This window comes from Sabulicella rubraurantiaca, from assembly GCF_017355885.1.
GTDB classification, from domain to species: domain Bacteria; phylum Pseudomonadota; class Alphaproteobacteria; order Acetobacterales; family Acetobacteraceae; genus Roseococcus; species Roseococcus rubraurantiacus.
This window is the reverse complement of sequence record NZ_JAFEUU010000026.1, coordinates 20,627-31,650: the sequence shown is the minus strand read 5'-3', so window position 1 is coordinate 31,650 and position 11,024 is coordinate 20,627. Positions and strand designations below refer to the sequence as shown.

General features: G+C 68.2%; 11 protein-coding genes and 1 pseudogene. 9 read left to right on the top strand and 3 right to left on the bottom strand.

What is annotated here, in order from left to right; translation table 11 throughout:
• Window positions 1-288 (top strand): annotated as a pseudogene (locus tag JTJ31_RS22920) (IS630 family transposase); the annotation flags it as partial.
• Here the strand turns inward: JTJ31_RS22920 and JTJ31_RS25465 are convergent.
• The gene (locus tag JTJ31_RS25465) at window positions 277-618 is read right to left on the bottom strand and encodes an IS3 family transposase (RefSeq protein ID WP_207541070.1); all 342 of its coding nucleotides are present in this window, start codon (window positions 616-618) and stop codon (window positions 277-279) included. The pseudogene JTJ31_RS22920 and the gene JTJ31_RS25465 overlap by 12 nt on opposite strands.
• On the opposite strand from JTJ31_RS25465, the gene JTJ31_RS22910 reads away from it, so the two are divergent.
• The 5 genes from JTJ31_RS22910 (at window position 617) to JTJ31_RS22890 (ending at window position 7,270) form a co-directional block, all read left to right on the top strand.
• Window positions 617-790: a hypothetical protein gene (locus JTJ31_RS22910; RefSeq protein ID WP_207541069.1), complete on the top strand. Its 174-nt coding sequence runs from the start codon at window positions 617-619 to the stop codon at window positions 788-790. The genes JTJ31_RS25465 and JTJ31_RS22910 overlap by 2 nt on opposite strands.
• On the top strand, window positions 783-2,207 hold the full coding sequence (locus JTJ31_RS22905; protein ID WP_207541068.1) for a mannose-1-phosphate guanylyltransferase/mannose-6-phosphate isomerase: 1,425 nt from the start codon (window positions 783-785) through the stop codon (window positions 2,205-2,207). The genes JTJ31_RS22910 and JTJ31_RS22905 overlap by 8 nt, the downstream gene beginning before the upstream one ends.
• Window positions 2,208-2,339: 132 nt before the next feature.
• A complete protein-coding gene (locus JTJ31_RS22900; RefSeq protein ID WP_207541067.1) occupies window positions 2,340-4,541 on the top strand; it encodes a peptidase domain-containing ABC transporter in 2,202 nt (733 codons plus the stop codon).
• Window positions 4,507-5,850: an HlyD family type I secretion periplasmic adaptor subunit gene (locus JTJ31_RS22895; RefSeq protein WP_207541066.1), complete on the top strand. Its 1,344-nt coding sequence runs from the start codon at window positions 4,507-4,509 to the stop codon at window positions 5,848-5,850. Before JTJ31_RS22900 ends, JTJ31_RS22895 begins: the two co-directional genes overlap by 35 nt.
• 100 nt (window positions 5,851-5,950) lie before the next feature.
• Window positions 5,951-7,270 carry a UDP-glucose dehydrogenase family protein gene (locus JTJ31_RS22890; RefSeq protein WP_207541065.1) on the top strand — a complete coding sequence of 440 codons (1,320 nt, stop codon included), beginning with the start codon at window positions 5,951-5,953 and terminating at the stop codon, window positions 7,268-7,270.
• A 42-nt stretch (window positions 7,271-7,312) separates the two neighbouring features.
• On the opposite strand, the gene JTJ31_RS22885 is transcribed toward JTJ31_RS22890, so the two are convergent.
• Together JTJ31_RS22885 and JTJ31_RS22880 are read right to left on the bottom strand one after the other, a co-directional pair.
• Window positions 7,313-7,492 (bottom strand): hypothetical protein, encoded by a 180-nt coding sequence (locus JTJ31_RS22885; RefSeq protein ID WP_207541064.1) that lies wholly within the window; start codon window positions 7,490-7,492, stop codon window positions 7,313-7,315.
• An 89-nt stretch (window positions 7,493-7,581) separates the two neighbouring features.
• Window positions 7,582-8,529 (bottom strand): AraC family transcriptional regulator, encoded by a 948-nt coding sequence (locus JTJ31_RS22880; RefSeq protein ID WP_207541063.1) that lies wholly within the window; start codon window positions 8,527-8,529, stop codon window positions 7,582-7,584.
• Window positions 8,530-8,637: 108 nt separating this feature from the next.
• Between JTJ31_RS22880 and JTJ31_RS22875 the strand changes: the two genes are divergently transcribed.
• Genes JTJ31_RS22875 through JTJ31_RS22865 form a run of 3 tightly spaced genes read left to right on the top strand, consistent with a single transcriptional unit; the run spans window position 8,638 to window position 11,022 of the window.
• Window positions 8,638-9,093: a thermonuclease family protein gene (locus JTJ31_RS22875; RefSeq protein WP_207541062.1), complete on the top strand. Its 456-nt coding sequence runs from the start codon at window positions 8,638-8,640 to the stop codon at window positions 9,091-9,093.
• A gap of 40 nt (window positions 9,094-9,133) precedes the next feature.
• Complete coding sequence (locus JTJ31_RS22870; protein WP_207541061.1) at window positions 9,134-9,886, top strand: FadR/GntR family transcriptional regulator; 753 nt, start codon at window positions 9,134-9,136, stop codon at window positions 9,884-9,886.
• On the top strand, window positions 9,883-11,022 hold the full coding sequence (locus tag JTJ31_RS22865; protein WP_207541060.1) for a mandelate racemase/muconate lactonizing enzyme family protein: 1,140 nt from the start codon (window positions 9,883-9,885) through the stop codon (window positions 11,020-11,022). Before JTJ31_RS22870 ends, JTJ31_RS22865 begins: the two co-directional genes overlap by 4 nt.
• Window positions 11,023-11,024 lie beyond the last annotated feature (2 nt).

Sequence of the window (11,024 nt, the reverse complement as noted above, 5' to 3'; positions counted from 1 at the left end):
ACGCCACTGGTTCACGATTGGCTGCTCAAGCGGCCACGCTGGCACCTGCACTTCACGCCGACCAGCGCCTCCTGGCTCAACCTGGTCGAATGCTGGTTTGCGCTGCTGACGCGCCGGCGCCTGGAGCGCGGCGCTTTCACCAGCATTGGCGACCTGGAGGCCGCGATCCAAGGCTACATCGCCGAGACCAACGCCGCGCCGCGGCCGTTCGTCTGGACCAAGACCGCCGACCATATCCTCGCCAGCGTCGCCCGCTTCTGCCAACGAACTTCTAACTCAGGCCACTAGGAGGTCTGTGCGCGGGCGGCTAGCGGCATACCCTTCTGACGTGCGAGCCGTGGTTTTCCCTCCTGCGTCTTCTGGTGCGTGCGTCCCTACTGTGCCGCTCACGCCGGCTGGAGACGGAGGCTTCGCTTGAGGGTGTAGGTGGTGGCGGTGCAGTGCACCTGGCCTCTGGCCGTGCGCCTTCATGACGCGCCAGACACGCTCGTGGTTCGGGGGTGACCAGCCCTCCCATTCGGCCTGCTGGCGGAGCAGGGCATGGATGCGGCGGTAGCCGTAGGTCGGCAACTCGGCGATCAGCGCCAGGGTCCGCGCAAAGAGGTCGTCCTCTGGCATGGGCGGCCTGCCCCAGCACTCGCGCAAGGAGGTCCTTCCTGACGGCGTCAAGCCGAAGCGGGCCACGCCCAACGCTTCAGCGACGGCCTTCACCGGGAATCGTCCGTTGCATGACAGCGTGACGGAATCCAGTTATGTCCTCGCCTGCAAGGACGCTGCTGACCATGATTGACGAATCGCTTATCCCCGTGATCCTTTGCGGCGGCACCGGCTCGCGCCTGTGGCCGCTGTCGCGGGAATCCCTGCCCAAGCAGTTCTGGCCGCTCCTCGGCAGCGACTCCATGCTGCTCGAGACGGCACGCCGCGCCGCTGGCCCCGGCTTCGCGCCGCCCCTGCTGGTGGCGGGAGAGGGGCACCGCTTCCAAGTGGCGGAGCAGATGCGTGAAGGCGGCATCGGCGGTGCCCGCATCCTGCTGGAGCCGGAGGCGCGCAACAGCGCCCCCGCCATCGCCTCCGCTGCGCTGTTCCTGGCCGAGAAATCGCCCGACGCCGTCCTGTGGATCATGGCCGCGGACGCCGCGGTGTCGGACGTGCCGGCGCTTCACGCCGCGCTGCGCCAAGCTGCAAAGGCAGCGCGCGAGGGCTTCGTCGTCACCTTCGGCATGGCGCCCGCCGCACCGGAAACCGGCTACGGCTACATCGAGCATGGCGACGCGCTTCCTGGCCTTCCCGGGGTGCTGGCGGTGCAGCGCTTCGTGGAGAAGCCCGACCTCGGCTCTGCGCGGGAACTGGCGTCGAGCGGACGCCATTCTTGGAACAGCGGCATGTTCGTCGCCACGGCCCGCACGCTGATCGAGGAACTCCAGGCCCACGAGCCCCGCGTGCTGGAAGCGGCCCGGGGCGCTGTCTCCGCCGCCGCGCGCGACCTGGATTTCATCCGCCTGGGTGCTGCCGAGTTTCGGGAGGCCCCTTCCATCTCTATCGACTACGCAGTGATGGAGCGTACGGCCAAGGCGGCGGTCGTCCCGGCCGAGATCGGCTGGTCGGACGTGGGCAGCTGGGACGCGCTGTGGCAGGTTTCGCCGCGCGACGGCTCGGGCAACGCTCTGCAGGGCGCAGTCGAAGCGCTCGATTGCGAGGGGTGCCTGATCCGCTCGGATGGCATCCTCACCGCGGCGATCGGGCTGAAGGACGTGGCGCTGGTGGTCACGCCCGATGCGGTGCTGGCCCTGCCGCGCGAGCGGTCTCAGGAAGTGAAGCGCGTCGTGGACCTTCTGCGCGCGAAGGGCGTGAAGCAGGCCAGCGAGCACCGGCGCATGTACCGCCCCTGGGGTCACTACGAGGGGATGATCCAGGGCGACCGCTTCCAGGTGAAGCAGATCGTCGTCCGTCCCGGCGGCAAGCTGTCCCTGCAGAAGCACCACCACCGCGCGGAGCACTGGGTGGTCGTGCACGGCACCGCAAGGGTGGAACGTGACGGCGAGGATCTGCTGCGGAGCGAAAATGAGAGCGTTTACCTTCCGCTGGGCGCCGTCCATCGTCTGGAGAATCCCGGCAAGATTCCACTCGTTTTGATCGAGGTCCAAGTTGGCTCCTACCTAGGCGAGGACGACATCGTCCGGCTGGAGGACCGCTACGGGCGAGAGTGAGGTGACCCCTCTCACCGCCGAAGCGGTAAGCCTGCCCAGTGCAGGATAGGGGGAAATCCTAGGTTTCTTCGATACATGCCGCGTGTGCTAAACGTGCGGCGATCGGACGGGGGCCAACCGCTCTTGAAAACTATGTCAGATACCAAGGCGTCGGCGACGCCGCTTACCGCGCGCCCCGCCGCCTTGCAGGCACTCGCCGCCCGTGTCGGCCTGGACCTGGACCAGCGCGTTCTGGCCATCCTGTCGGCGGCACCCGAGGTGGAGCCCCATGCGCTGGTGAGCTGTGCCGCCGATCGCGGCATCGCCGCCAAGGCCATGCAGCTCGGCTGGGGCGACCTGCTCGGCCTCGCCGAGGCGGGGACGCCCACCATGATCTTTCTGCGGGATGGCGGCGCCGCCCTGCTGGATGGGGCGAGCGCCGACCGCAGCACCGTCTCGCTCCGCAACCCGCTTGACCTCACCGCGGCTCCAACGGCGGTGGACCGGCAGCGCCTCGAGCGCCTGTGGCTGCGCAGCGGCATCGTGGTCCGCTCTGGCCCGCTCGGTGAGGCCGGGGAGGAGGTCTTCGGCCTGCGCTGGGTTACGCGGACGCTCAGCGGCGACACGTCGATCCTGCGCGACATGGGCTTGGCCTCGGTCATCCTGTCCGTCGCAGCTATTGCGCCTGCCTTGATCTTCATGGCGATTTCCGATCGCGTGCTGCTCTACCAATCCCATGCGACGCTGACGCTCTTCGTTCTGCTACTGGGCGTGATCATCATGTTCGAGACGGCGCTGGGCTGGGCGCGGCGACACCTCGCCGCCGTGCTGGCGCGGCGCGTCGAGGGCCGGATAAGCCTGCTCGCCATGCAGCGCCTGCTGCGCTTGCCGCTCGACTTCTTCGAGAAGACCCCGGCGGGCGAGATTCAGTCCCGCCTGTTCCAGATCTACAAGATCCGCGACTTCATAACCGGGCCCCTGTTCCGCACTTTCCTAGACGTCGTCACGCTTCTGATCGTCATACCGGTGCTGTTCCTGATCTCGCCGGTTATGACCTACTACATCCTCGGCCTCGCCGTGGTGCTGGTGCTGCTGATCCTGGCCTTCCGCCCAGCGATCCGAAGCGCTACGGCCAAGGTGATCGATGCCGACCGCGCCAAGGTTGTGGCGATGGTCGAGACGGTGCAGGGCATGCGGACGGTAAAGGCCCTGGGCATCGAGGCCCAGCGCAGCGAGGCCTGGAACCGCAACGTCGCCGCCTCGCTGAAGGCGCAGTTCGATCTGCAGGTCCACAGCAACCGGCTGGAAACCCTCTCCACGCCGTTCGAGCGCATGTTCCAGGCTGGCTCGATGGTGCTTGGCGCAATCATCATCCTAAACGGAGACTCCAACACGAGCATCGGTGGGGTCTTCTCCTTCACCATGCTCGCCATGCGCGCGGCGCAGCCTCTCGTCTCCCTCGCCCAGCTTCTTCATGCGGTGGAGCAGGTTCGTCTCGCGATCGGTGAGTCGACCACCGTTCTGAACCACCCGCCCGAGCGTGCGGCTCATGCCGTTGGCGTGCGGCCCGAAATAAAAGGCCACGTCTCCTTCAGCAACGTCACCTTCACCTATCCAGGCACGGCCGACCCCGTGCTGCGCAACGTGAGCTTCGACGTGCCGGTTGGAACTATGATCGGGCTGGTGGGCCGCAGCGGCTCCGGCAAGAGCACGGTGACGCGGCTGGTCCAGGCGCTGAACGCCGGCTACAGCGGTCTCATCAAGCTGGACTCCATCGAGATGCGGGAGATGGACCTCCCCCATCTGCGCCGGAACCTTGGCGTCGTGCTGCAGGAGAACTTCATGTTCCGCGGGACGATCCGCGAGAACATCATCGCCGGCCGCCCGGGCATCTCCTTCGACAAGGTCATCCAGGCCTGCCGCCTCGCCGGCGCTGAGGAGTTCATCGAGCGCTTTCCCCGCTCCTACGATACCTTTATTGAGGAGGGCTCGCCCAACCTGTCCGGCGGGCAGAAGCAGCGCCTCGCCATCGCCCGCGCCCTGGTCACCGAACCGCCCATCCTGATCTTCGACGAGGCAACTTCCGCCCTCGACCCGGAGAGCGAGGCGATCGTGAACGCCAATCTGCGGCGCATCGGGCGTGGCCGCACCATCATCCTGGTCAGCCATCGCCTGTCCTCCCTGGTGGATGCGGACCAGATCCTCGTGCTCGACGCGGGCGAGGTGGTGGGCAATGGCACCCACCCCGAACTCCTGCGGAACAACACCCTCTACCGGCAGCTGTGGATGCAGCAGAACCGGGATGCGGGAAGGATGATCCATGAATCAGATCGCGTCTCAGCCGTCGCGGGCTGAGGAACCCCGCCTCTCCACGCTGGAGTTCGTCTCCCCCACCGCGGCAGAGGTGGCGCGCCGTCCCGCTCCCCTCGCCCGGTCGGTCATCCTGGTGCTCTTCGCGCTGTTCTGCGCCATCGGCGCAGTCTTCGCGCTGATGCCGATAGACCGGGTGGTGACGACGAGCGGGCGCCTAGTCCCCACCGTGCCGACCCTCCTCGTGCAGCCGCTCGAGGCCTCGATCCTTAGGTCCTTCAACGTGCAGGTGAACCAGGTCGTCCGCCAGGGCGATGTGATCGCGCGGCTCGACCCGACCTTTGTCGGCGCCGACCTGGCCGCGTTGCGGTCGCAGGAAGCGACGCTGGCGGCCGAGGTGGGGCGGCTGGAGGCGGAGGCAGCGGGCGTGCCCTTCCAGGCCGGCAACGGGCCGGCCATGGCGCTCCAGGCGGCGATCTTCGCCCAGCGCCAGGCGGAGCGGGATTTCCGGACGGAGAGCCTGCGCCAGCGTGCGGGCGGACTGCGGGAATCGATCACCCGCATCCGGGCAGAAATCGGCCAGCTCAGCCAGCGCCTGCAGATCGCAAGCCAGATCGAAACCATGCGCCGCGACCTGGAGCGGCAGCAGGTCGGGTCGCGCCTCAACGCGCTGATCGCCGTGGACAGCCGCCTGGAGATCCAGCGCAACATCGCCGCCTCGGAGGGAATGCTGCGCACCGCCACGGCGGAGCTCGCTGCCGCCACGGCCGACCTCTCCGCCTTCCAAGGCAACTGGCAGACCCAGGTCTCGCTCGACCTCGCGCAGAAGCGCCGCGAGCTGGCCGATGTGCGCGAGTCCCTGGCCAAGACGGAGCTTCGCCATGAGCTGGTGGAGCTGCGTGCCCCCCGCGACGGCGTGGTGCTGGAGATCGGCAAGAGTTCGGTCGGCGCCGTGCTCAGCGCAGGCGAGATGCTGGTGACCATGGTCCCCCTCGATGCCAAGCTTGAGGTCGAGGTGGCGGTGGAGCCGCGCGACATGGGCCATGTCGCCATTGGTGACCGCGCCGCGCTGAAGTTCGAGAGCTTTCCCTTCATCCGGCATGGTCTCGGCCGCGGCCGCGTCCTGAACATCGCCCAAGACACGACCCAACCCACGCAGGCTTCGAACGCGCCTCAGTTCTACCGCGCCCGCCTGTCCATCGATGAGCTGCAGCTGCGCAACCTCCCGGCGGATTTCCGTCTCCTGCCAGGCATGCCGCTTCAGGCCGACATCTTGGTCGGTCAGCGCACCATCCTGCGTTATTTCTTCGAGCGTGCTCTCCCCACTCTCGTCCAGGGAATGAGGGAGCCCTAAAAGCTCCCCGCCTGGGCAACGAACCCCGCCTGGGTGAGTTTGTGCCTCGGCAGAGACCCGCTATGGGAGGGTTTCTGCCTAAAACCGGGAGCCGGGTGAGATGCAGATTGCGGTGATTGGGGCGGGCTATGTGGGCCTCGTCTCGGGGGCGTGCTTCGCCGAGTTCGGGATCGAGGTGTGTCTCGTCGACACCGATGCGTCCAAGATCGAGGCGCTCAAGGCCGGGCGCATGCCGATCTATGAACCCGGGCTCGACAAGCTTGTCGCCGACAACGCGCGCGAGGGGCGGCTGACCTTCACTACGGAGCTGGAGACGGCGGTAAACGGCGCAGACGCCGTGTTCTTGGCGGTCGGCACGCCGACGCGGCGCGGCGATGGCCATGCCGACCTGTCCTATGTCTTCGCCGCCGCCGAGCAGGTGGCCCGCGCCGCGAAGGGCCCGCTGGTTCTTGTCACCAAGAGCACCGTGCCGGTCGGCACCGGTCGCCGCATTAAGCAGTTGGTTCGCGAGGCGCGACCCGACCTCGACATCGCCGTCGCCTCCAACCCGGAATTCCTGCGCGAGGGTGCCGCGATCGGCGACTTCATGCGCCCTGACCGCGTCGTGGTAGGGGTGGAGGAAGGCGAGACTGGGGAGCGCGCAGCCGAGGTGCTGCGTCGCCTCTACCGTCCGCTCTACCTGATCGAGCGCCCAGTGATGGTGGTGGGGCTCGAGACCGCCGAGATCATCAAGTACGCCGCCAACGCATTCCTCGCGATGAAGATCTCCTTCATCAACGAGGTAGCCGATCTTTGCGAGAAGGCCGGCGCTCATGTGCAGGACGTGGCGCGCGGGATCGGGCTGGACGGGCGCATCGGCCGCAAGTTCCTCCATGCCGGCCCGGGTTATGGCGGCTCCTGCTTTCCCAAGGACACGCTGGCCTTTGCCCGTACCGGGCAGGATCTGGGCGCGCCGCTGCGGCTGGTCGAAGCGACGATCGACATCAACGACCAGCGCAAGAAGGCGATGGCGGACCGGGTGATCGCGGCCTGTGGCGGCTCCGTCTCCGGCAAGACGGTCGCGGTGCTGGGCCTGACCTTCAAGCCCGAGACGGACGACATGCGCGATGCGCCGTCCCTCGACATCCTGCCGCGGCTGATCGAGGCCGGGGCGACGATCCGCGCCTTCGACCCGGAGGGGATGTCGCATGCGCAGCAGGTCCTGCCCAAGGGCATCCACTACGCGAAGGGCGCGCTGGATGCCGCCAAGGGCGCGGACGCGCTGGTCGTGCTGACCGAGTGGAACGAGTTCCGCGCCCTGGCGCCGCAGCGCCTCGCCGAGGCGATGCGGGGCAAGGTCCTGGTGGACCTCCGCAACCTCTACGAGCCCGAGCAGATGCGCGAGGCGGGCTTCGAATACAGCTCCGTCGGAAGGCCCTGAGACGGGGCGGTGGCCCGGGTCCTTCGCACCCGGGCCACCGCGCTACCAACTCGCCATCAGAAGCAGCAGACCTAGGCTGAATAGCAGGACGGCGAAGAGCTTCACCCGCGTCAGCGCATCGGTCAGCCAATCCCGCCGCACCGGGCTTGGCTCGGTGCCCGCGCTTTCGTCCGAGGCATGGTTCAGCATCGTCTCGCCGACCCGGGTCCCCTTGTCACTCATCGCGGCCCCTCCGGCTGGTTCGAAGTTCGGCGAGGGAATTAAGGGCCCGGCAAGAAGCGAAATATGCGAAATCGGCACAATCGCAGCTCTCAGGCCGAGCGGCGCCCCCGTCGCAGCGTGGCAAGCGGCGCCTCGCCGAATTGCGCGCGATAGGCGGCGCTGAACCGGCCCAGCTCCCAGAAGCCGAAACGCGTTGCCGCCTCCGTCACGCTCACCGCTTCGCCCTGCTCCAGCACGGCACGGACGCGCACGAGGCGTCGCGCACGCAGATAGGCTGCGGCACTCATCCCAAGCACGGCATTGGCGCAGGCGTTCAGCGTGCGCAGCGGTACCCCGAGTTCGGCGCAGACCTCGACCAGGGAGCGGTGATCCGTCTCGCGCTCCGCGATGGCGACCAGCCCGTCGGCGATGGCGCCGCGGCGGGCCAGCGGCAGGGAAGGGGCCTCGGCCTCCGGCAGCCCGGCGAAGAGGGCTTCGAGAACCTGATGCAGCAACCCATCTACCAGCCGGTCGGTGCTCACCCAGCTTGGCGCTTCCAGCGCCGCCTGCGCCGCTTCCAGCAGGGCGTGGCGTCGCTCCGGGGAAAGCGGCAGGAACAGCGCGCTGGCACGTGGCGTCACCAACTCGGCCCCGTGCAGCAGTCGCGACGCCTCCAGCAGTCGGGGCAAAGGAAATCCCAAGTTCCACCAGGGCTGGTCGGCCGGCCATTGCGTATGCACCTCGGCCTCCGGCCGCCACCAGACCAGCGTCTCCAGCCCGAAACGTTGGCCCTGGATGCGCGGCCCGCGATCCTCGCCGATGCCCAGGCTGAAGATGGCGCGCGGGCCGGTGGCGTTGTGGAAGGTGACGGGCAGGTTGACGCGGCCCAGATGAACCATCGTCTCGTCCAAGACCAGGCGCCGGCGCCATCCCTGGAAGGGCCCGCGCCCGCGCAGGATCAGCCGCGACGGAAAGCGCGCGCTGGAGGTCGCGCCAAAGGCCTCGGGATTCCCGGAGCGGATCTCGATCACCCGTGCGGCAGGGGGCGGAGAGGGCATGGCTTCGCTGCGCCTAGGATGGGCAGGGCATCCCTGTCCAGCCGGGACCTTTCCGCGCTGCCCTGCGGGTGCCAGGATCCGCCGCGCCGCTACGAGGAGGGCGGGACGATGCGCCCGAGGGCCGCTTCCTGGCTCCGTTTCCTGCACCTCCTGGTGCCGCGCGGGATGCGCGGCCTCCTGTTTCCGCTAATTCTGCTCGGCTTCGCGCTCGGTGCCTGGCTGGCCACGCAGCGCCCCGCGCCGGACAGCGCATTCCTCTCCTGCACCGCGACCGATGGCGACACGCTGCGCTGCGGCGCGGAGCGCGTGCGCCTCCTGGGCCTGGACGCGCCCGAGATGTCCGGGCGCTGCGTGGATGAGGAACGCCGCGCCCGCGCCGCGCGCGACCGCCTTGCCGCATTGGCGCAGGGCGGCGTGCGCTTGGCGCGGGACGGCGAGGACCGCTACGGCCGCACCCTCGCCAACGCCTTCGATCGCGAGGGGCGCGACCTCTCCCACATCCTGATCCGCGAGGGCCATGCGCGTCCCTATGACGGACGCACCCGCCGGCAGGGTTGGTGCTGATTCGCTTGCACCTCGAAGAAATTGGTCATACCAATTTGGCATGACCAATCCGGCGCCCGAACGCGCCGGGACGGGACGGGAGGAAACGGAAGGGACGCAGGGGCTGATCGGCCGCCTGTTGCCCTTCATTGCCCATCACCGCCTCGCCCCCGGCGACCGCCTCCCCTCGGAGCGGGAGCTGGCGGCGCGTTTTGGCGCCTCGCGTCCCGCGCTGCGCGAGGCGCTGGCCGTGCTGGAGACGCTTCGCATCGTCGAGCGCCGGCCCAATTCCGGCATCTTCCTGCGCGCGGTGGACCGCCAAGGCTCGATCGACGCCATGGTGTTGCAGGCCGAACTCGGCGTGCCGCTGACGGAGGACGAGGTGCGCGAGGTGGTGGAGCTTCGCCGCATCATGGAACTCCAGGCCATGCGCCTCGCGGCCGAGCGGCGCACCGATGCCGATCTCGCGCGGCTCGATGCCGCGCTGGAGGCCGGCGCGCGCTGCGTCGCCGAGGGAACCAACCTCGCCGACGAGGATTCGGCCTTCCACCTCGCCATCGTGGAGGCGACGGGCAACCGCGTCTTCCTGCGGGTGGTGAACAGCTTCTACCTCATGTCGCGCGAACGTCGCCGGACCTATTTCCGCGACGGCACCCGCGCCGCCCAATCCCACGCACAGCACGCGGCGATGCGCGACGCCATCGCTGCGCGCGACCCGGATCGCGCGGAAGCCGCGATGGGAAATCATCTGCGCGGCGTCGAAAGCTATTGGATGGAACTGCTCAGGCGCCGCGCCACGGGGGAGAGCGAATGAAGGTTACCGACGTCATCTGCCACATCCTGCAAAGCAAGGTGGAGCAGCCTTTCGTGTCCGCGCGCGGCTGGGTCTATTCGACCCGCTCCTCCTGCGTCGTGGAGATCACGACCGACGAGGGCATCACCGGCTGGGGCGAGTGCTACGGCCCGGCCGCGGTGAACAAGGCGCTGATCGAGACGCAGTACAAGCCTCGCGTCATCGGCAACGACCCCTTCGACGTCGAGGTGGTGTGGGAGGACCTCTACAACCGCATCAAGGATTACGGCGCGCAGGGCTTCAGCATCACCGCGCTGTCGGGCATCGACATCGCGCTGTGGGACATCATGGGCCGCGCGGTGAACAAGCCGATCCACAAGCTGATCGGCGGCGCGCACCGCAAGGAAGTCCAGGCCTATGCCACCGGCCTCTACTTCATCGACATGGACCGGCTGGTGGAGGAAGCGGTGGAGGAGGCCGAGAAATACGCGACCATGGGCTTCCGCGCCATCAAGATGAAGATCGGCCTCGGTGACCCGAAGCTGGACGTGGCGCGCGTCGCCGCCGTCCGCAAGGCGATCGGCCCAGACATCAAGCTGGCCGTGGACGCCAATCACTGCTTCACGGTGCCCCAGGCCATCCGCCTCGGCCGCGCCATGGAGGAACTCGACCTCCTGTGGTTCGAGGAGCCCATCAGCCCCGAGGACCACGAGGGCTACGTGGAGGTGACACGCGCCCTCGACATGGCGGTGGCCGGCGGCGAGAACGACTTCACCCGCTGGGGCTTCCGCGACATCATCGCGAAGAAGGCGATGGACATCGTCCAGCCCGATCTGTGCGCCGCCGGCGGCATCAGCGAGTGCCGCAAGATCGCCGCCATGGCCTCGGCGCACGGCGTCGAATGCGTGCCGCATGCCTGGGGCAGCGCCATCGGCCTGGCCGCCACGGTGCAGTTCCTGGCGGCGCTGCCCGACACGCCACCGGCCTTCCGTCCCATGCCGCCCATGCTGGAATACGAGCAGACGCCGAACCCGCTGCGCGACCATCTGGCGAAGGAGCCCATCGTGCAGACCAATGGTATCGTCCCCGTGCCCGACGCACCCGGCATCGGCATCGAGGTGGATCGCGCCATCCTCCAGCAATACAAGGTCGCCTGAGA